Annotated in this window: 18 protein-coding genes; 5 read left to right on the forward strand and 13 right to left on the reverse strand. The window is 66.2% G+C overall.

The window, feature by feature from the left end:
* The first annotated feature begins 266 nt into the window (after positions 1–266).
* Genes CHEID_RS08525 through CHEID_RS08535 form a run of 3 tightly spaced genes read left to right on the forward strand, consistent with a single transcriptional unit; the run spans position 267 to position 2,862 of the window.
* Positions 267–1,142 carry a MetQ/NlpA family ABC transporter substrate-binding protein gene (locus CHEID_RS08525; protein WP_112770033.1) on the forward strand — a complete coding sequence of 292 codons (876 nt, stop codon included), beginning with the start codon at positions 267–269 and terminating at the stop codon, positions 1,140–1,142.
* A complete protein-coding gene (locus tag CHEID_RS08530; protein WP_112770032.1) occupies positions 1,139–2,173 on the forward strand; it encodes a methionine ABC transporter ATP-binding protein in 1,035 nt (344 codons plus the stop codon). Before CHEID_RS08525 ends, CHEID_RS08530 begins: the two co-directional genes overlap by 4 nt.
* Entirely contained in the window at positions 2,170–2,862 is a 693-nt protein-coding gene (locus CHEID_RS08535; RefSeq protein ID WP_112770031.1) for a methionine ABC transporter permease, read from the forward strand. The genes CHEID_RS08530 and CHEID_RS08535 overlap by 4 nt, the downstream gene beginning before the upstream one ends.
* A 24-nt stretch (positions 2,863–2,886) precedes the next feature.
* Here the strand turns inward: CHEID_RS08535 and CHEID_RS08540 are convergent, their stop codons facing one another.
* The 6 genes from CHEID_RS08540 to guaB all read right to left on the reverse strand — a co-directional run bounded on the left by CHEID_RS08540 (position 2,887) and on the right by guaB (position 11,155).
* On the reverse strand, positions 2,887–3,990 hold the full coding sequence (locus CHEID_RS08540; protein ID WP_112770030.1) for a sucrase ferredoxin: 1,104 nt from the start codon (positions 3,988–3,990) through the stop codon (positions 2,887–2,889).
* A 34-nt stretch (positions 3,991–4,024) separates the two neighbouring features.
* Positions 4,025–5,737: a Y-family DNA polymerase gene (locus CHEID_RS08545; RefSeq protein WP_112770029.1), complete on the reverse strand. Its 1,713-nt coding sequence runs from the start codon at positions 5,735–5,737 to the stop codon at positions 4,025–4,027.
* Positions 5,734–6,462, reverse strand: coding sequence for a hypothetical protein (locus CHEID_RS08550; RefSeq protein ID WP_238599387.1), 729 nt, complete (start codon positions 6,460–6,462; stop codon positions 5,734–5,736). Before CHEID_RS08550 ends, CHEID_RS08545 begins: the two co-directional genes overlap by 4 nt.
* A 244-nt stretch (positions 6,463–6,706) precedes the next feature.
* Positions 6,707–8,263, reverse strand: a complete 1,557-nt coding sequence (guaA, locus tag CHEID_RS08555) for a glutamine-hydrolyzing GMP synthase (RefSeq protein WP_112769636.1) — start codon at positions 8,261–8,263, stop codon at positions 6,707–6,709.
* 138 nt (positions 8,264–8,401) lie between these two features.
* The gene (locus CHEID_RS08560; protein WP_112769623.1) at positions 8,402–9,544 is read right to left on the reverse strand and encodes a GuaB3 family IMP dehydrogenase-related protein; all 1,143 of its coding nucleotides are present in this window, start codon (positions 9,542–9,544) and stop codon (positions 8,402–8,404) included.
* An 81-nt stretch (positions 9,545–9,625) separates the two neighbouring features.
* The gene (gene guaB, locus CHEID_RS08565) at positions 9,626–11,155 is read right to left on the reverse strand and encodes an IMP dehydrogenase (protein WP_112769624.1); all 1,530 of its coding nucleotides are present in this window, start codon (positions 11,153–11,155) and stop codon (positions 9,626–9,628) included.
* 256 nt (positions 11,156–11,411) lie between these two features.
* On the opposite strand from guaB, the gene CHEID_RS08570 reads away from it, so the two are divergent.
* Positions 11,412–11,783 carry a DUF5319 domain-containing protein gene (locus CHEID_RS08570; protein WP_112769625.1) on the forward strand — a complete coding sequence of 124 codons (372 nt, stop codon included), beginning with the start codon at positions 11,412–11,414 and terminating at the stop codon, positions 11,781–11,783.
* Between the two features lie 68 nt (positions 11,784–11,851).
* On the opposite strand, the gene CHEID_RS08575 is transcribed toward CHEID_RS08570, so the two are convergent.
* Positions 11,852–12,892, reverse strand: a complete 1,041-nt coding sequence (locus CHEID_RS08575) for a hypothetical protein (RefSeq protein WP_112769626.1) — start codon at positions 12,890–12,892, stop codon at positions 11,852–11,854.
* 154 nt (positions 12,893–13,046) lie between these two features.
* Positions 13,047–13,622, reverse strand: coding sequence for an RNA polymerase sigma factor ShbA (gene shbA, locus CHEID_RS08580; RefSeq protein ID WP_112769627.1), 576 nt, complete (start codon positions 13,620–13,622; stop codon positions 13,047–13,049).
* Between the two features lie 575 nt (positions 13,623–14,197).
* On the opposite strand from shbA, the gene CHEID_RS08585 reads away from it, so the two are divergent.
* Complete coding sequence (locus CHEID_RS08585; RefSeq protein ID WP_112769628.1) at positions 14,198–14,503, forward strand: WhiB family transcriptional regulator; 306 nt, start codon at positions 14,198–14,200, stop codon at positions 14,501–14,503.
* 176 nt (positions 14,504–14,679) lie between these two features.
* On the opposite strand, the gene groL is transcribed toward CHEID_RS08585, so the two are convergent.
* The 5 genes from groL to alr all read right to left on the reverse strand — a co-directional run bounded on the left by groL (position 14,680) and on the right by alr (position 21,677).
* A complete protein-coding gene (groL, locus tag CHEID_RS08590) occupies positions 14,680–16,296 on the reverse strand; it encodes a chaperonin GroEL (RefSeq protein ID WP_112769629.1) in 1,617 nt (538 codons plus the stop codon).
* Positions 16,297–16,309: 13 nt separating this feature from the next.
* The gene (groES, locus tag CHEID_RS08595; protein WP_112769630.1) at positions 16,310–16,609 is read right to left on the reverse strand and encodes a co-chaperone GroES; all 300 of its coding nucleotides are present in this window, start codon (positions 16,607–16,609) and stop codon (positions 16,310–16,312) included.
* A 256-nt stretch (positions 16,610–16,865) separates the two neighbouring features.
* Positions 16,866–17,294 (reverse strand): hypothetical protein, encoded by a 429-nt coding sequence (locus tag CHEID_RS08600; RefSeq protein WP_112769631.1) that lies wholly within the window; start codon positions 17,292–17,294, stop codon positions 16,866–16,868.
* A 77-nt stretch (positions 17,295–17,371) separates the two neighbouring features.
* On the reverse strand, positions 17,372–19,849 hold the full coding sequence (gene tsaD, locus CHEID_RS08605) for a tRNA (adenosine(37)-N6)-threonylcarbamoyltransferase complex transferase subunit TsaD (RefSeq protein ID WP_112769632.1): 2,478 nt from the start codon (positions 19,847–19,849) through the stop codon (positions 17,372–17,374).
* 34 nt (positions 19,850–19,883) lie between these two features.
* Positions 19,884–21,677, reverse strand: a complete 1,794-nt coding sequence (gene alr, locus CHEID_RS08610; RefSeq protein WP_112769633.1) for an alanine racemase — start codon at positions 21,675–21,677, stop codon at positions 19,884–19,886.
* Positions 21,678–21,698: the final 21 nt, after the last annotated feature.

Consider the following 21,698-nt stretch of genomic DNA (forward strand, 5'->3'; position numbering starts at 1 on the left):
ACAACAGAAGCCAAGACCCGGTGAAGGGTGACAGAATCAGGAACCTACTGTCGAAACACGTCAGTAGAGACAACGCGTGACACCGCATGCCAACTCTCACACAATGCAATTAATTCGAGCTGAACTGGGACGATAACTTCGAAGTAGACTAAGTTGTTCACTTTCTTCTGTTGGTGTTAACGTGGTCCCCACTTTGCCCCGGTCGGCCACCAGCCGCCGCAGCAACTCCCCCCATCGACGCCAACCGGAGACCCCCGAGAACAACCATGTCACTCAAGCGCAAAATCGCTGCAGCCCTCCTCGCCACCACGGCCACCATGTCCCTCGCCTCCTGCGCCGGCAAGGACAAGGACACGATCGTCATCGGCGCCACCAACACCGAAAAGCCCCAGTGGGATGTCTTCAAGCAAGAAGCCCAGAAGGTCGGCCTGAAGATCGAGGTAAAAAACTTCCAGGACTACAACATCCCCAACCGCGCCCTCACGGATGGCCAGGTGGACGTCAACAACTTCCAGCACATGATGTTCCTCGCCCAGTACAACGTGGAGACCGGCAGCAACCTCGTGCCCATTGGCGCCACCGAGATCTACCCGCTGGGGCTCTACGCCAAGGATGCCAAGAGCGTGGAAGAGGTGGCCAAGGCCGGGGAGGTGGCCATCCCCAATGACGCCACGAACCAGGGCCGGGCCATCAACGTGCTCGTGCAGGCCGGGCTGGTCAAGCTCAAGGGTGGCCAGCGCCTGACCCCCACCCCAGCCGACGTGGACCCGGGTGCTTCCAAGGTGAAGGTCACGCCCGTCGACGCCGCCGCGACCGCCACCGCCTACCTCGATGGCAAACCCGCCATCATCAACAACGACTTCCTCATCAACGCGAAGATCGACCCTAAGTCGGCCATCGCCAAGGATGACCCGAAGGCGCCCCAGGCCCAGCCGTACATCAACGGCTTTGTCACTAAGCCCGAGCATCAAAACGACGACAAGTACAAGAAGCTCGTGGAAGTGTGGCACCACCCCGAAGTGCAGAAGGCCATCGACGAGTCCACCGGCGGATCCGCCGTTCACGTCACCATGGACGGCCCCCAGCTCACCGACGTGCTGCACAAGACGGAGGACTCCTTCCGCAAGGAGAACAACAAGTGAGCCAGGGCACCCGGGTGGAATTCCGGGGCGTGAACAAAACCTTCACCCAGGGGCGGCGGGAAGTCCACGCGCTGCGGGACATCAACGTCACCATGCCCGCCGGATCCATCACCGGAGTGATCGGCTATTCCGGCGCCGGGAAATCCACTCTGGTACGCCAGATCAACGGCTTGGACCGCCCCACCAGCGGGGAGATCCTCCTGGACGACCGTGACATCGTAGGGCTCAAGGAGTCCGAGCTGCGGAAGCTGCGGTCGGATATCGGCATGATCTTCCAGCAGTTCAACCTGTTCAACTCCCGTACCGTTGCCGCCAACATCGCCTACCCCCTGACCCTGAGCGGCATGGCCAAGGCGGACCGCAAACGCAGGGTCGCTGAGCTGCTGGAGTTCGTGGGCCTCAGCGACAAGGGCAGGGCCTATCCCGAGCAGCTCTCCGGTGGCCAGAAACAGCGCGTCGGCATCGCCCGGGCGCTGGCCACAAACCCGAGCCTGCTGCTCGCCGACGAGGCCACGTCTGCCCTGGACCCCTCCACCACCCGGGATGTCCTGGAGCTGCTGCGCCGGGTGAACAGAGAATTGGGCATCACCATCGTGGTGATCACCCACGAGATGGAAGTCGTTCGGTCCATTGCGGACGCCGTCGTCGTGATGGAAAACGGCCGTGTGGTGGAGCAGGGATCCGTCTACGACGTGTTCTCTCGGCCGACTACGCCGGTCGCCGCGAACTTCGTGGCCACTTCTTTGCGTAACACCCCGGACATGGTGGAAGCCGAGGCGCTGCAGGCGGAGCACGGCCGCCTGTTCACCATCACCATGGCGGAGGGCATCGGATTTTTCGACGCGGTCTCCCGTGCCACTGCTCAGGGGGTGCGGGTGAACATCGTCCACGGCGGGGTAACCACCCTGCAAAACCACTCCTTCGGCCGGTTGACGTTGCGCATGACCGCCCCCGACCAGGCCGCAGAACAGGCCATCGAGGACTTCTACCAGGCCCTGCAGGCCAGCACGACCATCGAGGAGATCCGATGAGCACCAGCGACGCAACGATTGTCCTCGCCCAGATGGACTGGGATCGGCTGGGCACCAGTTTTCAGCAGGCCGTGGTGGAGACACTCACGATGGTCGCCGCCACGTTGGCGATCGGCGGCCTGCTGGGCTTGGTCGTGGGCATGCTGCTCTACACGACGCGCCGGGGCGGGGTGCTAGAGAACAAACCCGTGTATTGGGTGCTGAACTTTCTGGTGAACTTCATCCGGCCCATCCCCTTCATCATCCTGCTCACCGCCATCGGACCCGTGACGGACCTGCTGGTGGGATCCCGGATCGGCCTGGAAGCGGCGATCGTCGGAATGGTGGTGGCGGCGACGTTCGGGGCCGCGCGCATCGTCGAGCAGAACCTTGTGACCATTGACCCGGGCGTGGTGGAGGCGGCGAAAGCGATGGGCGCGTCCCCCCTGCGGATTATCTTCACGGTGATCGTGCCGGAGGCCCTGGGCCCCCTCATCCTGGGATTCACCTTCATGTTCATCGCCATCGTGGACATGTCCGCCATGGCCGGGTACATCGGCGCAGGGGGCCTGGGGGACTTCGCCATTGTCTACGGCTACCGCTCCTTCAACGACGAGGTCACGTGGATCACCGTGGCGGTGATCATCGTCATCGTTCAGGTCGCCCAACTGTTCGGTAACTGGTTGGCCCGCAAAGTCATGCGGCGCTAGGCAGGACCCGAGGGACGCAGCGGCTTAGGTAGAGGAACCCAGCGGCTCACGCAGGGGGGTGCAGCGGCGCACGTCGCGGGCCCGCCAGGATGCCTGGGAGCCCGGAGCATCACCGCAGGAGGTGACCACCCTGGTGAGGGTGTCGCGGGTGAGCAGAACTCGCCATTGCCGGCCGGTTGCGGTGTCCGTGACGATGCGAGCCACCAGCCCGGGGACAGTTGCTGGGCCGGAGGCAGTGGTCGACGCGGATGGCCCGGCGTGCGGCGCCACGTTCGCGTGATCGGCGGGCGTCGGTTCGCATGCGGTAACTGATAGCCCGGCGCAGCGGGCAACTTCCCCGTTTTCCACAATGAGCTGCGCGACTTCGATCTCTGCCACCTGGCCGGCCGGGTCGTAGCAGCCGCGGCCGCGATTGCCGGGCAGGTACAGGTCCCCGCGCTCGGCGAGGTTGAGGGCGACTGCCGCGGCCGGGGCATCGAGCCGCCCGTAGGAGTAGTTGGCGGGGAGCAGCAGCATGGACGGGGCGAAGCGATGGCCCTTCGTGTGGGAGGCTTCCCATACGTGGTCCGGGGGGAAGGTGGCTGCGAGTTGGGCGGCGACGGGACGGCCGTACATGGCGCAGCATCTGTCCCGTTTGCCGTGGGTGCAGATGAGCATGATGGGGTGGTGTATCTGCGTTGCTCCGGGGTGGAGTCCCGGGTGGCTGAGGTCGATGCCGAGCAGCTCTTCCGGGTGGTGGATGTAGAGGCGGTGGAGGGTTGGTTGGGATGTGCTGGTGGCGGCGACGTACAGGCTGAGGGTGGGGTTGTTTTTATCGTGGCGTTGCCCTGCTCTGCCGGGGCGGCGGATGAAGTGTAGTTCGGCACTGTGGTGGGCGAGGTGGGCTTTAATGCGGGCGGATAGCTCCGGGCCGAGCGCTTCGCCGTCGAGGATGTCCCTGCCCCAGCCGCGGTGGTGTTCGAGGGCGACGACGGTTTTCCCGGTTTTGGCGGTGCCGGGCAGTGGTTCGGTGGTGGGGGTGGAGCAGACGGTGCCGGGGAGTTCGGCTCGGGTGGGGCTGGTGGGTTTCCGGCTGGAGGTTTCGGGGGCTGGGGTGCGCCCTGCGCGGGGGTTCCTCCGGGTTGCCATGGAGTGTAAGGCTACCAGCGGGTGGGGTTGGGTTTTAGTAGGTGGCTTCGATGCGCCAGTGGCTGCCCTTGCATACCAGCAGGTAGGCGCCGGGTTCGTCGGTGCTGATCTGGGCTCGCGCATAGCGCTTGCCCCGGGCCCACCACTGTTCGTCAACGGGCCAAGGCCCGGCCCATCCGGTGATGCGGTAGTGCTGATGGCCCCACACGAGTTCTTCGGGCGGAGCGCTTATGAGCCCCCGTCCGGTGACGTACACGCGGGTTCCAGCAGCGTCGAGCAAGCTCACGCGGGCGGCGGGGTGGGCGATGCTGGGGTTCGCGATGGCTGGGTTGGCAATGGGGTTGCCATTGCCTCGATCACGGGGTGGCGCCCCCACGAGGGCGGGCAGGGGTGCCAGTAGTTGGCCCTCCCAGGCGGTGGTTTGCAGTGCGGTGACCTCCTCCGGGTCCTCGTCGCCGTAGGCCACGGTGACGATGCGCCCGGCAACGGCCCGCCCGCCGCGGTGGATGGCTCGGCGCACTCCTTGGGTTCCGATGAGCGCTTGGGCCCGCCCGGCCACTGCCCGAGCTGCGCGGATGCCTTCGTCCGGCCCTCCCCACAGCGGTGCGACGACGGTGCCCGCAGGGACCGTGTCTATGGGGATGAGTTCAATCGCGCTAACCCCCGTGATCCCGTCGGACCACTCCCCGACCTCCCATGAGCTCTGGGGGTTGCCCCTGTGGGGGTCGGCTTGCCGGGAGCGTAGCCGGGTGATCCACCCGTCTAGTTGCCAGCGCACTCGCTGGGCGGTTTCCTCCTCAGTCAGTGGTTCGCGGCAGCGCCACGCCCGTTCCACCACGGTGGCGCCGGTGTATCCGGGCGGCGGGTTGATGTACGCCCGCACCGACAGCCGCAGGCAGGCGTCCCCGGCCTTGAATAGTTCGTTGTGCAGCAGGGCAGCGGCGCGTTTGGCGACGAACGCCGCGGTCTGGGTGTTGGCAATCGGTTCGTCTAGTTCGTGGCGGACCACCAGTGCTTCGGTGTTCCGTTGGGGGGCGACGCCACGCCCTAGCTCTCCGGCCGCTATCCGATGCCATTCCACTGCGTTCTGGCCAAACCGCGCAGCGACTTGGGTGCGGGGGAGGGCGGCAAAATCCGCAAGCGTCTGTACCCCTAGCTGCTGTAGAACGTCCACGAGTTCGGTAGGGCCGTGCAGTGCGGGGTCGCTGGTCAGGGCATTGATGGGCAGCCTGGAAACGAACTTCTTGGCTCCACCCGGTTCGATCACGCGCCCCGCCCGGGCAGCCCAGATGGCAGTCACTAGGTCGTCGGCGGTGCCCACTTGGCAGTCCGCTTCCAGCCGTACTGCGGCGTTGAGCAACAGTTCGACGGCGGTATCCTCCCCGCCGTAGTAGCGGGCCAGCGGATCGGTGGCGAAGGCCAGCAACCCCGGGCGCAGCGTTTCCACCCCAGCGGCTACGTCCGCCAGGGCCGTGACCACGTCCTCGTGCACTGCGGCTTGCTGAGCCGGATCGTCTTCCGCCACGGCCAGCCGTGGGCACGTCGCCAGGGCATGGCGCTGTTTCATGCCAGTTCGCACCCCGGCTTTCCTGGCCGCTGCATTGCAGGCCAGCACGCGGTGATCGGCGATAACTGCGGCAGGGTGGAACACATCCCAGCCCAGGGACCGCCCCAGTGCGTACACCGGCCAGTCCGGAAACCAGACAACGGTCACCCGCTCTGCTGCACACGTCGCTGCGGTAGTCATTGCGCCACCCGCTGCATCGAGTGAGCCATCGTGGCATGACGGGGTGCCACGCGATGATGCTGCCTAGACTGCTGCCTGGCCTCCCCCACAACGGCTTCGAACGTCCGCGGCGGCTGCGCCTTGCCCCATACTTTCCCGGTGAGCTGGATCCCCCGAATTCGGCCACTGCCCCGCCCCAATCCGAGTACCCCTTGGACCTTCATATCCAGGTTCAAAATAGCCCCTGGCCAGGGGGTTCCCACGGAGATGAGGGCACAACTGCTTCTGCGCAAACGGGCTTCTACCGGCCGGGCAAAGGTAGGGGTCACCGGAGTAGCCGGTGCGTAGATAACCAGGTCCAATCCCTCCACCAACGTGCCCAATACCGCACCGGCGTGGGGGGCTGGGTCCGGGATCACCACTAGCCGGTCGATGTTCCCGCCCCCGGCAGCCACCGCCGCCAGCGCCAGGGAGGGATACCCCACGACGGCGGCGCACCCGCCCGCTGCGGTGATGCCCGCAAGGACGTCCACGAGCGCCGCCGGGCAGTTGGCCATTGCCGTTACCGAGGCGCGCGGTAAGCCCCCGGCCGTGAGTTGAGCGCCCAGCCACTCGGGGACCGTCACCACCCCCGCGCCATTCATCGCGCCGCTTGCCGCGCCGTTTGCCGCGCCGCTCATTTTGCCGATCTTGCGGCGCAGATCCTCTATCACTCCCGCTTGCGATACGGCACGAAGCTCAGCCATTGTTCACCACCTTTCCCCGTTGCGGATTTCCCTGCGTTCACCACTGCGAACTTAGGCGGATGCTGGGACATAACCCACCTGACCCCACAGTCAATATTAGAACACCTGTTCTACACTGGGATCGAGTTTAGAACCGCGCCGGTAATGGCGTCAACAAGAAAAGAAACCCCGCCTCCCCCTCACCCCTCTACCCTGCCCCAACAGCACCGTCCCCCCATCAGCACCGTCCCCCCCGACGGCGCCGCTACTCCCACTCGATGGTTCCCGGCGGCTTGGAGGTCACATCCAAGACCACGCGGTTGACCTCCTGCACCTCGTTGGTGATTCGGGTGGAAATCCGCTCCAGCACGTCATAGGGCACGCGGGTCCAGTCCGCCGTCATGGCATCCTCGGAGCTCACCGGGCGAAGCACGACGGGGTGGCCGTAGGTCCGACCGTCCCCCTGAACCCCCACGGAGCGCACGTCCGCGAGCAGCACCACCGGGCACTGCCAGATCGTGTCGTCCAGCCCCGCCGCCGTCAGCTCCTCCCGCGCGATCGCATCCGCCGCGCGCAACGTCTGCAGCCGCTCTTCGGTCACTTCCCCGATGATGCGGATGCCCAACCCCGGCCCCGGGAAGGGCTGGCGGCCCACGATCTCCTTGGGCAGCCCCAGCTCCCGGCCCACCGCGCGAACCTCGTCCTTGAACAGCAGGCGCAGCGGCTCCACCAGCTTGAACTCCACGTCATCGGGCAAACCGCCCACGTTGTGGTGGCTCTTGATGTTCGCCGTTCCGCTACCACCCCCGGATTCCACGACATCCGGGTACAGCGTGCCCTGCACCAGGTAATCCACGGTCGCCCCTTCCGGCGCGCTCTCCAGCACCCCGGCAACCGCGCGTTCGAAAGAACGGATGAATTCCGCGCCGATGGCCTTGCGCTTGGCCTCCGGATCCGTCACCCCCGCCAGCTTGGACAGGAAGGCCTCATGCTCGTGCACCGTCACCAGGTTCGCACCCGTGGCGGAAACGAAATCCTGCTCCACCTGCTCCCGCTCCCCGGCGCGCAGCAGCCCATGATCCACGAAAACGCAGGTCAGACGGTCCCCGATGGCCCGCTGCACCAGCGCCGCAGCAACGGCGGAATCCACCCCACCAGACAGTCCACAGATCGCCCGCCCCTCCGGGCCGACCTGCTCGCGGACCTGCTCGATCAGTTGCTCGGCGATGTTGCCGGGAGTCCATGTCGGTTCCAACCCCGCGAAATCCAGCAGGAAGCGCCGCAGCACCGCCTGCCCGTGCGGGGAGTGCAGCACCTCCGGGTGATACTGCACGCCGGCCATCTTCTTGCCCTCGCACTCGAAGGCGGCGACGGGAGCCCCCGGGGTGGTTGCCGTCACTTCGAACCCCTCCGGGGCTCCGCTGACGGCATCCCCGTGGCTCATCCATACCTGGTGCACGTCCCCCAGCCCCTCGTGCAGGTGCCCACCCCGCACGTCCATCGAGGTGCGGCCGTACTCCCGCTGCCCGGTCTGCGCGACGGTCCCCCCGAGGGCCTGGGTCATGGCCTGGAAGCCGTAGCAGATGCCGAACACGGGCACGCCCAACTGCAGCAGTTCTTCGTGGAGGGCCGGGGCGCCATCGGCGTACACAGAGGAGGGACCGCCGGAAAGCACCAGCGCCGCGGGGTTCTTGGCGCGCACCTCCGCGATATCCATGGTGTGCGGGATCACCTCGGAGTACAGGTTCACCTCGCGCACGCGGCGGGCGATGAGCTGGGCGTATTGCGCGCCGAAGTCCACCACGAGCACGGGGCGGGGCAGGTGGGCGGCTTTGTTATCAGTGTGGCTGCCGGTTGTTGTCACGGAGGGCTATTTTACCCGACGCCACGCCGCCCCCATCCCGGGCTCCCGCGGGCATTCTCACGCGGCGTCGAAGCAACCGCGGGCTCAGGCACGGGCTTAGCCCTCCCGGACGACCAGGTCCACCTTTTGAAAGCTCTTCAAGTCCGTGTATCCACACTTGGCCATGGACCGGCGCAGCCCACCGACCAGGTTCTCCTCGCCGTAGGGATTGGGCGTGGGGCCGAACAGGAGCTGTTCGAGGGGGAGCAACTGGCGGGGGCGAACCGCCTCCACCATCCCGCGCGGCGCCTTCGGGTGGGCCGCAGCGGAAGGCCAGAAGTACCCGGGGGTCCCCGCCGACTGCGCGGCGGCCAGGGGGGTTCCCAGGCACACGGCGTCCGCCCCGCAGGCGATGGACTTGGCGATGTCCCCGGAGGTCGTCAAGTGGGAGTCGGCGATGACGTGAACGTAGCGGCCCCCGGTTTCGTCCAGGTAGTCCCGGCGAGCGGCGGCGGCATCCGCGATGGAAGTGGCCATGGGGATATCGATGCCCAGGGAGGCGCTATTGGTGGTGGTCCCCGCACCCACGATGACCCCGGCCGCACCGGTGCGCATGAGGTGCATGGCGGTGGTGTAATCCACCACTCCCCCGGCGATGACCGGCACATCCAGCGAGCCGATGAATTCCTTGAGGTTCAGCGGCTCCCCACCGCGGTAGACATGCTCCGCAGAGATGAGGGTGCCCTGGACCACGAGGAGGTCGATGCCCGCCTTGATCAGCGCCGGGGCGTACTCGCGGGCGTTTTGCGGGGAGACCCGCACTCCGAAGCGCACCCCGGAGTCCCGCACCTGCTGCAGGCGCTCCTGCAACAAGTCCAGGTCCAGCGGCTGGCTGTGCAGGCGCTGCAGCACGGCGTTGGCGGCGCAGTCGTCCGCCACCCGCAAGTCCCCCTCCTGCTCGGCGGCGGCGAGGACCTCCCCCAGGGCCCTGTCCAGGTCGGCGGCGCGACCCCACAGCCCCTCCCCGTTGATGACGGGCAGGCCACCCTGTTGGCCGAAGTCGATGGCGAACTCCGGGGTGACCAGAGCGTCGGTGGGATGGGACATCAGCGGGATATCGAAGGTATAGGCATCGATCCGCCACGTGGTGTCCACGTCGTGGGAGGAGCGGGTGCGCCGGGAGGGCACGATGTCCACCTGGTCCAGGCCATACACCCGGCGCGCTACCCGGCCGTGGCCGATATCAACGTGTTCTTGCATGCCTCGTCTCGCCTCTTCGTCATAGCGATCTCATTGCGCGGACTCGCGGGAGGAGCCGCGCAAGGAAGTTGCCGGTTGGATTTACCGATTCGGATTGTAGTTCGGGGCTTCCGCAATGCCCTGCACATCGTGCGGATGGGATTCCCGCAGCCCGGCGTTGGTGATCTGCACGAACCGGGCCTTGTGGAGGTCAGCAATCGTCGCCGCCCCCGTGTAACCCATGGCGGCCCGCAGACCACCGACCTGCTGGTGCAGAATTGCCTCGATGGAACCCCGGAAGGGCACCCGACCCTCGATTCCCTCTGGCACGAGCTTCTCCTCGGACTTCACGTCGCCTTGGAAGTAGCGGTCCTTGGAGTAGGAGCGCTTCTCCCCCGTCAGCCCGCGGCCCTGCATCGCCCCGAGAGAGCCCATCCCACGGTAGCGCTTGTACTGCTTGCCCTGGATCGTGACGATCTCGCCGGGGGTTTCCGCCGAGCCGGCGAGCATGGACCCCAGCATGACCGTTGAGGCTCCCGCCGCGAGGGCCTTGGCGATGTCCCCCGAGTACTGCATGCCCCCGTCCGCGATGATGGGTACCCCGGCCTGGTGGGCCACTGCGGCGGCCTCCATGATGGCGGTGATCTGTGGGGCCCCGACGCCGGCAACCACGCGCGTCGTACAGATGGATCCGGGGCCGATACCCACCTTGATGCCGTCCGCCCCGGCCTCGATCATGGCCTGGGCCGCCCCCCGGGTGGCGAGGTTCCCGCCGATGACGTCCACCGCCTTGCCGAACTCCCGCTGCACGCGAGACACCATGTCCAGCACGCCCCGGTTGTGCGCGTGCGCGGTATCCACAACGAGCGCGTCGACCCCGGCGTCCACAAGACAACCGGCCCGGCGCCGGGCATCCTCGCCCGTGCCGATGCCCGCCGCAACCAACAGGCGACCGGAGGCATCCTTCGCGGAATCGGGGTACTTCTCGCGCTTGGCGAAGTCTTTCACCGTGATCAACCCCGTGAGCTTGCCCGCACCATCGACGATCGGCAGCTTCTCCACCTTGTGCTCGGACAGCAGGCGCAGGGCGGCCTCCGCGGAGACTCCTTCCTGGGCCACGATCAGCGGCTGGGCGGTCATGACCTCCCGTACCGGTCGGGAGAAGTCCGCTTCGAAGCGCATATCCCGGTTGGTGATGATGCCCACGAGCACGCCCTCCTCGTCCACGACCGGGAGGCCGGAAATGCGGTAGCGGGCACACAGCTCGTCGACTTCCCGAATGCTCATATCGGGGCTAGCGGTGACAGGATCCGTGATCATCCCGGCCTCGGAGCGCTTGACGATTTCCACCTGCTCGGCTTGATCCTCCACCGGCAGGTTGCGGTGCAGCACACCGATGCCGCCCTGACGCGCCATCGCCACGGCCATGCGTGCTTCCGTAACGGTGTCCATCGCGGCAGAGGCGATGGGGATGTGCAGCTCGATGTTTCGCGTCAACTTGGTGGAGGTGTTCACCTCACTGGGGATCACGTCCGATGCGTCGGGGATCAGCAGCACGTCATCGAACGTCAAGCCCACCAGGGCTACCTTGTTCGGGTCGTCTCCACCGGTGGGTACGGGCTGCTGCGGCATGCGGGCGGGGTCCTTTCCTTGGGGATGGTCGATCGGGCGCGAGGATGGTCGGTGGCCCCCGGCGAGCCGCGAGGTGAGCGGCGGGTTAGGTCGCACGTCGGGGGCACAGTATGTTGCTCAACTCTAACCCGAGCCCGGGCGGCAGGATAGCCACAGCTCCCCCAGGTGGGACGCGGTGGACGATAGCTGAGCCATTGGTGTGTGCTAGGGGGCGGTGACCCGGTACGGTTGAAGCGTGAATTTCAGCAGCCACCAGATGCCGCCGGACCCGTTTGCTAACGACCCGAACGATCCCGCGTCCTTCTTAGAACCGGATGAGGAGTTCGTGCCACCCACGCCCGAGGAAATCGTGGCGCTGCACGAAGATCTTTCGAACGTTCGGCTGTTCCGCTCATTGCTGGAGCCCAGAGGGATTCGCGGAATCGGGATGGTGTGCGAAGACTGCGAGGAGTTGCACTTTTACGACTGGGAGATCATGGAGTACAACATCACGTCGTTGCTGAACAACCAAGCTATTCCGGTGCATGAGCCAGGCGCGAAGACGAACCCGGATCACTACGTGTCCTGGGACTACTGCCTGGGATATGCCGATGCCGCCGGGGCTATGGAAACCCGGCGCTGGCTTTAGGCGAAAGCTGCACGCTAGCTCGAGGCGGCCGAGCCAGAGGATTTGCCGTCTTTCGGGGGGAACCGCTACTAGCTGCCGAGCGCCGCAGTATCTGCGGAGGGGTGGGCAACCGCAGCCTGAGCTGCCACCGCTGCAGTGCCGGTGTTGGAGATGCCGGGGATCGCAGACTGGCTTTGCACGGTCTGTGCGGTCGCGGTGGGGGACGCACTGGGCGACACCGTGGGGGCCTTGGTGGGTTGCGGTTCCCGGTGCTCTGTACCGGTGGGGATGGTGATGGTCGGGGCATCCCCGTCGTTATCCCGGGGCACACCGGTGCTCGGGGCAGTGGTGCCCCCCTCGGCCGGGGTGGTGGCCCCTGTGCTGTCACCCGTTGCCGTCCCCGTGGAGGGGGAAGGACTAGCCGTGGGTTGGTCGCTGGGGGTGCGCAAGGCACCATCGATGTAACCCAGTAGGCCGTTGAGATCCACGTGCTGCCTGTCCGCCTTCGGGTCCTGCGGGGACTGGGCGTTCTTACTCGGGCCGTTCGGCGATGGTTCCTCTGCCCGGCGTTGATCGGCGGCGCCGTTGTCGCCGCTCTGTTCCGTGGCGACGCCACCAGCCGGGCGCTCGGTGGACCCTCCCGCCTGAGTTCCAGAAGTGCTGGTTGCGCTGGAGCCCGGGGCGGCCCCGGTTTCGGACTGCTTGGGCTTGAAGGGCAACTCTCCGGCGTTGTACGCGGCCACACCGAGGCCGCCCACAGCCAGCGCTGCGGCTACCCCCCCGGCTATGAAGATGGCGGTGAGGGAGGCCCCGCCGGCTGCAGCCGCCGAGGCGCTGCGACGGATGAGGCGGTGGCGTTTCAGCGGAGTGGGAGCGGCCGAACCGCTATTCGGTTCGGCCGAGCCTTCGGAGATTGAGGATGCGGGTGCGCTCGTAGTGGCACCGAGGAGATCCGCGACTAGGGGTGGCGCCGGGATGTTCGCTTCACTGTCCGCGCGCGCTGTGCTGAGAAGCGCGAGCACCGCGTCGGAATCATTACGTTCTCCCCGGCCGATGGCATCGAGAGCACGGTCGTCAGCCGCGACGTCCGCAACATTGGGACGCCCGGGCAGACCGCTGGTCGGTGTCATGGGTCAGCTTCTTTCTGGTGTGGATACTAAAAGCGTTTTCTGGGGAATACTTTGGGCTCGCCCGAAGAACTGCGAACCCAGTTGGCCGTTTCTAGCGATAGACCAACACTGTTGACGGCTAAACATTTATCCGGACTAAAACCATTATTTGAAATCATCCGGATGTGTCTTTGGCCACATGAGCCCTCAACTTCGCGAGAGCCCTAAACTGTGCAACCCTGACGGCACCGGCGGATGTTCCCAGCATCTGGGCTGTTTCTTCTGCTGAGTATCCGCCGAAAACGCGGAGGATGATAATTTCACGAGCCTTCTCACCCAAAATATCGAGCAGCTGAGCTACGTCGTTACACGAATCTCGATTGATGGCCTCCAATTCGGGGGAGGTGCTGTGATCTTCCTCATCTGGAATTCCTTCAGTGGGCTGAGCTAAATCCCGAGATTGCGAGCGTCGGGCGTCCACAATTTTGTTCGCTGCGATCCGATAGACGAAGGCCATGAAGGGCAGGCCCTTGTCCTCATATCCCTCGATGGCCCGGGCCACCGCAAGGCAGACTTCCTGGGCGATGTCTTCTGGCGTGGGGTAGCGCGACGAGGTGACACGGGCGCGGCAATAGCGAACCACCGGCGGGTGGATGAGGTTGATCAGTTCCTGCAGTGCCTGATGGTCACCAGCTATAGCGCGCGGGGCGACAGCCTGAATGGCTGCGTCCAGATCGGCTGTAGCTGTCATAACGCTCCCGGAAGACTTTGATGGCGGATGGAGGGGGTGCTTCACGAACTCCGCTGCGCTCCCCAACGCCCCGCACTGACTCACAGCACGCGGCCTACCCGGGCTCGTCGGGGCCCCGGCGCGTCGGCGTGAGCCCGACACATGATTTGAATAACACGCTCGACGTGGGCTGTTCTTCCGCCCGTAGACTAATGAACCTATCACAACCCCGCCCGTCAGCACGGATCGTTCGTCCGCGCCGGTAGACGGGTGAACCCCGCGGGCGGGACCGACCCGCTCCCGTGGACTCACCTCCCTATGGGGGTCCTCCGCCAGACAATTCACACAACGTTCACAAAGCATCGAAAGGCCAGTTCATTACTGACAGCACACATGCTAGTCACCGGCCCACCTCTTGAAATACACGTTTTTGGCGAGCACGGTTCATATGACGTTCACCTTCGAATTGGACTCTCCTACTCGTCGTTGAGCACGGAGCGTTCCGGCGCTATCCCCCTCTCAAGCACGACCCCCCCTATGCACGACCCCCCGTCTGTAGATACATCGCGAACAACCAGCTCAAGGAGAATATCCTCATGCCGCAGCCCTATCAGCTCCCCGGTTCCGCGTCGTCCGTCTGGGAGTGGCAGCTACACGGGTCATGCCGGGGCGCGGATTCCTCCATCTTCTTCCATCCCGATGGCGAACGTGGGCGGGCGCGGGCCATGCGCGAGCACCGGGCCAAGGCCATCTGCCGGGAATGCCCCGTGATGCAGCAATGCCGCCAGCACGCGCTGGACGTCGCCGAGCCCTATGGCATTTGGGGCGGGCTCAGCGAATCGGAGCGGGACGCTATCCTGCGCCCCACCTCCCGCAATCGCGGCCGCCGCATCGCGTCCTAGGCACCCCCTCTCCCCCACCTAACCGGCGCACACGAACGAAGGGAGGGTCCTGGGTTTCTTCCCCAGGACCCTCCCTTTGTAGTCGCCAGATCCTTTCCGTCTCCGATTTTCTTTGAGCGGCTGGAGACGAAATCTGCGACCCCCCCCCCCCGCCTCAGCGGCGGGGTCAACTCCGACTAGTGATGGTGGTGGCCGTGCCCACCTTCGCCTTCGGGAGCCTTGGGCTTGTCTACCACGGCGGTTTCGGTGGTAACGACCATCCGGGCCACGGACGCAGCGTTGACGACGGCACTGTGCGTCACCTTTACCGGGTCGATGATTCCCTGATCGAGCAGATCGCCGTACTGTAGGGTGGCGGCGTTGAAACCGGAGCCGTTTACCTGCTCGGCCACCTTGGAAACCACTACGGCGCCGTCCAGGCCGGCGTTCTCCGCGATCCAGAAGGTCGGACGGCGCAGCGCGCGGGCCAGGGAGCGCAGGCCGATGGCCTCGTCACCCGCTGCCTGGTCGGCCATCGCCTCAATGTCGGCGGCGATCTGCACAAGTGCAGACCCGCCCCCGGCGATCACACCTTCCTGGGCTGCTGCGCGCGCGGCGTTGATGGCGTCCTCAATACGCAGTTTTCGCTCGTTGACCTCGGTCTCGGTGGCACCACCGGCCCGGATCACGGCAACACCGCCGGAAAGCTTAGCCAGCCGCTCCTCCAGCTTTTCACGATCCCAGGAGGAATCGGTGCGCTCGATGTCGTTGCGGATCTGGCCCCGGCGCTCCTCTACGGCCTGCGCAGAGCCACCGCCGTCGACGATGACCGTCTCGTCCTTCGTCACGGTGATGCGACGGGCGGAACCGAGCTGCTCCAGGGTTGCATCGGCGAGGTTGTGGCCCAGCTCCTTGTCGATCACCGTGCCGCCGGTGACGATAGCCAGGTCGTCCATGAAGGCCTTTCGGCGATCCCCGAAGTACGGGGACTTCACGGCCACGATCTTGAGGGACTTGCGGATGGAGTTGACCACCAACATCTGCAGCGGTTCCCCCTCCACATCCTCGGCGACGATGAGGACCTGCTTGCCGGACTGGGCGATCTTCTCCAGCAACGGCAGGAACTCGGGCAGAGAGGAGATCTTCTCCCGCACCAGCAGAACCAGGGCATCCTCTAGCACCGCGTGCCCGGTCTCCGGATCCGTCACGAAGTAAGGGGAAAGGTAGCCCTTGTCGAAGGACACGCCCTCGGTGACGATGGACTCGTCCTCGATGGACTGGGACTCCTCGACGGTTACCACGCCGTCCTTGCCCACCTTGTCGAAGGCATCCGCGACCATGGCGCCGATCTTTTCGTCCCGAGAGGAGACGGTGGCAACGTTGGCGATGGAGGCCGTGTCATCCGCCGGGCGAGAGCGCTCGGCGAGTAGTTCCACGACCTTCTCCGCGCCGGCGGCGATGCCCCGGTTCAGGGCGATGGGGTTGGCACCGGCGGCGACGTTACGCAGTCCCTCCTTGATGAGGGCCTGGGCCAGCAGAGTAGCGGTGGTGGTGCCATCCCCGGCGACGTCGTTGGTCTTGATCGCGACGGACTTCACCAACTGGGCGCCGAGGTTCTCGAAGGGATCCTCCAGGTCGATATCCCGGGCGATGGTCACCCCATCGTTGGTGACCGTGGGGCCGCCGAAGGCCTTCTCCAGCACCACGTTGCGGCCTCGCGGACCTAGCGTCACCTTCACCGCGTCGGCGAGAGCGTCCACGCCCCGCTGCAGCCCCTCGCGAGCCTCTTGATCAAATGCGATGAGTTTTGACATACACGTTACCCGCTTACTTTTCGATGATGGCCAGGAGGTCGCGCTGGCTCAGCAGCAGGTACTCCTCGCCGTTGTACTTCAGCTCGGTTCCGCCGTACTTGGAGAACACGACCACGTCGCCCTCCTTGACCTCCATGGGGACGCGGGTGTTGTCCTCGCCCGTGCGGCCGGGGCCCACTGCGATGACGGTAGCTTCCTGCGGCTTTTCCTTGGCGGAATCCGGGATGACCAGGCCGGAAGCGGTGGTGGTTTCCGCCTCGACGATCTGGACCAGAACGCGATCCTCAAGCGGCTTGATGTTGACGTTCGCCACGATTGAATACCTCCGTGTATTCGGGTGATGTCTCGGGTAGTCGAATGTTGAGTTCTGCCGGTGTGTTAGCCGCGCTCAGCCGTCGTCGCGGGTGAACGACTGTGCGTCAAACAACCTATTGGCACTCTACCCGTGCAAGTGCTAGCCCTCAACATCGCGAGCGCTAGCTTTTCCCGCAGACACCCCCGGCCCAGCGGGCCACATGCCCCCCGGGATTACTACCCCCACCCCCGGGGGGTTGCCCTTTATCCCGTGATTACACGCCGCGGTTGAGGTTGAGCACAGCGTCGTGCCAGAGCTGGAACTCCTCGGGGTTATCGGCCCGGTAGTTCTCCACCGCGCGGATGCCGTTGTGGACGGACTCGACCTCCTCATCGGTGAGGTCCTCCCCCTCGCGGCCGACGAACAACACCGGTCCGGCGATGGCGCGGGTGGGATCGGACAGGAACCGGGCGTTGCCGGTATCCGACTCGTTGCGCCCCATGGATGCCAGCGGGTTCGGCTCCGCGTCGGGCTTGTTCATTGCATCCTCGGAGTACACGGCGGCGATGTGTTGGCCGCTTTCCACGAAGGCGACATGCAGGCGGCCGCCCGCGCTTCCCCCCAACAGTTCGGGAGCCTGGGACAGATCTATGTCCATCTCGCGAACATCTAGCTCCGGTGTGACCAGCAGACTGCGTGCCATGGAATGGTCTCCTTAAGGTCGTTCAACCCTGGAAAACTCCAGGTGTCTCTCACGGCTCATTCTGCCAGGCCCCGCCGCTATCCGCAGTGCAGCTGGGGAACAGATACGTCCAGCATCGGATCCGTGCCGACCTGCAGCTCACTGGGCCGTGCGCCCGCAGCAATGAGCTGGGCCCCCAGCGCGGCGATCATCACCCCGTTGTCGGTGCATAGCGCCGCCGGAGGTATCCGCAGTTCCACACCGGCCTCGGCGCAGCGTTGCGCGGCAAGCTCCCGCAGGCGCCGGTTGGCGGACACGCCGCCGCCCAGCAGCAGTACGGATGCACCGGTGTCTGTGCAGGCGCGCAGAGCCTTGGCGGTGAGCACATCGACGACGGCCTCCTGAAAGCTGGCGCACACGTCCTCAATGGGGATGCGCTCCCCCGTCTTTTCCGCGCGCTCCACGTAGCGGGCAACTGCGGTTTTCAACCCGGAGAAGCTGAAGTTGTAGCGGGAATCCTGTGGGCGCATCATGCCGCGGGGGAAGGCGATGGCGGTGGGGTTCCCCCGGCTGGCTAGCTGGTCGATCACCGGCCCCCCGGGGTAGCCGAGGCCCAGCAGGCGGGCCACTTTGTCGTAGGCCTCGCCGGCGGCATCATCCACGGTGCTGCCCAGTTCTCGCATGGGGGCGCCGAGTCCGCGCACCTCCAGCAGTTGGGTGTGTCCCCCGGACACGAGGAGGGCAACGGCATGGTCCAACCGGGGGGCCTTCTCCTCCACTTCTCGCTTGTCCAGCGCCTCCACGGCAACGTGCCCGCCGAGGTGGTTGACTGCGTAGAACGGCACGTCCCAGGCGGCGGCGTAGGCCTTCGCCGCTGCAGCGCCGACCATGAGCGCCCCTGCAAGTCCCGGCCCGATAGTGGCGCAGACGGCGTCCGGCCTGCGGTTTCCGATCTTCCTTCGGGCCGCCCGCATTGTCGGACCCATGGCCTCCAGGTGGGCGCGCGAGGCAATCTCCGGCACCACGCCGCCGAATCGGGCGTGCTCATTCATTGAGGACGCCACCACGTTGGCGCATTCCCGAACCTCCCCGGTGGCCGGATCCAGTGCCACTATCCCCACGCCTGTTTCGTCGCAGCTACTTTCCACACCCATGATGAGGCGCCCGCGCGCAGCGACCGCCCGGGGGGCCCGCCGCATGGTGTAGGCATCCGCACCGGAGGGGTGGTAGTAGTTCCGGCGGGTACCCAGGATGGTGAAACCGTAGCGCCGGTACAAGCCAATGGCGGGGACGTTATCCGTGCGAACCTCCAGGAAGATCGGGCTGTTGGCGCCGTCGGCCACGTCCAGGAGGGCCTCCATGAGCAGGTGGGAATAGCCTTTGCCCTGTTCTTCGGGGACCAGGCCGATGGTGTGCAATTCAAACTCTGGGGAGTCCGCTGGCCCCATAGCTGCGATCCCGGCGTATCCGATGAGGGCCCCGCTGGAATTCCGCAGCCCCCAGTACTGGGTGTGGGCAGCGGCGAGTTCTACCCGGAACATGGATTCGGACCACGGGGAATCCTGTGGAAACAGTCGGGCTTCGATTGCTGCGAGAGCCGGGGAATCCGCGGGCGCGAGGGCCACGAGTTGCGGCGAGGTCGCCTCGGCGTGCGGGGCCTGCTCGGGGGCTGGTTCTGGCCGATCCGCAGCGGCGAAGTCGATCGCCGCGGACCTGACCTTGGGCTTGGGTTCAGCGGCGTCCGGCCGGCGCAAGTAGCGAGCCCGCAGGGGTTGGCCGGGCCGGCGAAGCGCGTCCCTCCCGTGGGCCAGGATGGCAGCGGAGCTGGAGCCTTCCGGCACGTCAACCGTGAGGGTGCTCAACGCCGCCAGAACGAGGCCGCGCGGATCCGGGTAGGCATCGGCCTCAGCCAGGCGGGCGGAGTATCTGTCCTCGAGGCCGAGCACCAGGTCCGCGGCCGACTCGGCCGTGGCCCGGGCGCACACCAGAGCACACCCGGCCGACTTGGCCTGCTCTGCTTCCGGGAATGGCTCTGCCCCCGGGGAGTGCGCCGTCGTACTCGCGACACCCTCCTGGACAGCCTCGTCTGGGGACAGCACGGCGGGTGCCCCGATCTGTCGAAGTCGGTTCTGGGCAAAAACATATGAGCCCACATACCATTCGCGGCGCCGAGCATCGGAAAGAGCAACTATTGGCTCCCCCTCGCCTATGCGCCCGGCCACTACCGCACTGGCGGCCATCGCTGCCAGGCTGTCCACGCCGTGAACCGGGATCCCCAGCGCATCCCCGAAAGCCGCGCCCGTCGCCATCCCCACCCGCAGGCCGGTGAACGGGCCGGGCCCTTCGCCCACCACCACGGCACCCAAGTCCCCGGGGGTCAACTGGGACTCCTCCAACACCTGCAGGATGTTGGGCACCAACAGCTCCATGTGCCCCCGTGGGCTAACTGGGACGCGCTGGGCGCGCACCCGGAGGGCCTCCGCGACACGCACTGCGGCTCCCGCCGCGGGGCGTTCCACCTCCACGACCCCGGCCACTACGCGCGACGTCGACGTGTCCACAGTCAATACGAGCATGGACCCGAAGCTTACCCGCCGCGCTGAGCTGCCCCTATCGCCAAGCCCACGTCACCTCTCGGGGATCATCGGCCCACTCCGTGTCGTCCGGGCCCACGCCGGAGACCCGGGTTATCTCCACGTCCAATACCTGCTCCGACAACCCCTCCACGATGCCGCGCCCCCACTCCGCCACCACGACGTGGGATTCGATGTCCGCGTCCACGTCGAGGGATTCCAAGGCGTCCAGGACCTCCCCCCGGTCCATTAACTCCCCTGGCTCCAGTCGGTGGCCGGCCACGTCCTGCCGCTCCTCCACCCGGTCCCCCAGCAGCCGGTATGCATCCATGTGCAACAACCCGGGCCGCGACCGCCCGCCGTCCGCCGCAGATCCAGGTCGGTGCTGACGGACCACGGTGAACGTGGGCGATTGCACCCGACCCTGCACCCCCATTCCCGCCGCGAGGCCCTGGGTGAAGGTTGTCTTGCCTGCACCCAGGGGCCCCGTGAGCACCACCACCGTCCCGGCGGACAGTTGGGACCCTAGGGCCTCGCCCAGGGCGCGCATGTCTTCTGCCGTCGCCACCGTGGTTCGTCCGCCCGACACGCGGAGGTGATCGGGGCGCTGGGGGAGGTGGCGTCCTGAAGAAATACAACGGCGAGCCACCCTGGGCCCCCTGGGCATCGTGAGAATCTCGTAGGCAATCGTGCCCGCCCGGCGCGCCAACTCCTCCGCGCTCAATCCGCCCGCGCCGAAAATCACCGCCCACTCACCCGGTGTGACGGCCTCCGCCTCGGGGGAACCCACCGGTCCCAGATTGATGACGACCTGATCCATGCACACCCGCCCAATCTGCTGGTACAACCTCCCCTCAATGGCGACCTGGAGGTTCCCGCTGAGGCTGCGCAGTAAACCGTCGGCATACCCGATGGCCACCACTGCAGTGCGGATGTCCTCCTGGGCGACCCACGTGTGGCCGTAGCTCACGCCCTCCCCGCGGGGAACGATCCGCGTGGTCGTCACGCGGGCGCGCAACGTCATCGCGGGGCGCAGGTCGGCGGGCTCATACCCGGCGGAGGGCTCCACCGGGTCCACGCCGTACAGTCCCACCCCGGGTCGAACCATGTCGAAATGCAGGTCGGGGCGCGTCAAGGTCGCGGGGGTGTTGGCCAGGTGGTTGCAGGGGACGTCCAAGCCATGGCTGCGGCAGTCCTCGATTGCGGCGCGGAAACGCTCGGCCTGGCGATCTGTGGTGGGCCGTTGATCCGGCATGTCCGCCGACGCCAAATGACTAAAGACGCCACCGACCCGCACCCACCCGGCGCGGCTGGCCTGTGCCACCAACCGAACCGTCTCGGACCATTCCACCGGGCTCACCCCGGAACGGGACAGGCCGGTATCGGCCATGAGTCCCATGAGGGGGACGGTTGAGCTGGGATTCGCGGGGTCCGAGTCGCCGACGTACTCGCGGGCGGCAGCGATGGCGACCCGGGCATGGGCCAGGGACGGAAGGCCGAGCTCGATGTGGTTGGCGAACACGGGCGCCAAGGCCTCCCCCGGGTGCCACATCCACGCTGTGATCGGTGCGGTGACGCCGAGCTCGCGCAAGTGCAGAGCCTCCGCAATCGTCGCCACTCCCAGGGCTGCGGCGCCGTGTTCCAGGACTGTGCGGGCGACTTCCGAGACCCCGTGGTTGTAGGCATCTGCTTTCACCACCGCCATCAGCTTCGCCGGCGCAACCCGCTGCGCCAGGTACGCCGCATTGTGGGCGATGGCGTCTAGGTCGATGATGAGTTCCGCGAGTGCCGGGTGGGCCTCGCCGTCCCCTGGGATGCGATCAACACTCATGCTTCGTGCAAACCTGCTTTC

The organism is Corynebacterium heidelbergense (genome assembly GCF_028609845.1).
Taxonomy (GTDB): domain Bacteria; phylum Actinomycetota; class Actinomycetes; order Mycobacteriales; family Mycobacteriaceae; genus Corynebacterium; species Corynebacterium heidelbergense.